This window comes from Neokomagataea anthophila, from assembly GCF_018122595.1.
In the GTDB taxonomy this organism is placed as follows: domain Bacteria; phylum Pseudomonadota; class Alphaproteobacteria; order Acetobacterales; family Acetobacteraceae; genus Gluconobacter; species Gluconobacter anthophilus.
This window is the reverse complement of the sequence record NZ_JAGRQH010000301.1, coordinates 1-207: the sequence shown is the minus strand read 5'-3', so window position 1 is coordinate 207 and position 207 is coordinate 1. Positions and strand designations below refer to the sequence as shown.

1 protein-coding gene is annotated in these 207 nt (G+C 49.8%); it reads left to right on the top strand.

Annotation, left to right across the window (positions count from 1 at the left end):
* Positions 1-21: 21 nt before the first annotated feature.
* Positions 22-207, top strand: a 186-nt coding sequence (locus tag KB213_RS12740; protein WP_211683639.1) for a two-component regulator propeller domain-containing protein, incomplete at its 3' end; no start/stop codon positions are given.

The window sequence follows — 207 nt, the reverse complement described above, 5'->3', positions numbered from 1 at the left end:
ACCCGCACGGGCGGACTGTATGTGTACGATACCAATCTTCGGTTTACGGGGAAGAAGAGTTTCTTCCATTCAAACATCTATGCCGTCAACGAAGATGCCCAAGGAACGGTATGGCTCGGAAGCCGTGGCGATGGTCTTTGCATTGGCGATCGTTGGTATCAGAGCAGCCTTTCGGATCATGCTTCATTGAGCAGCAATCATATTTTC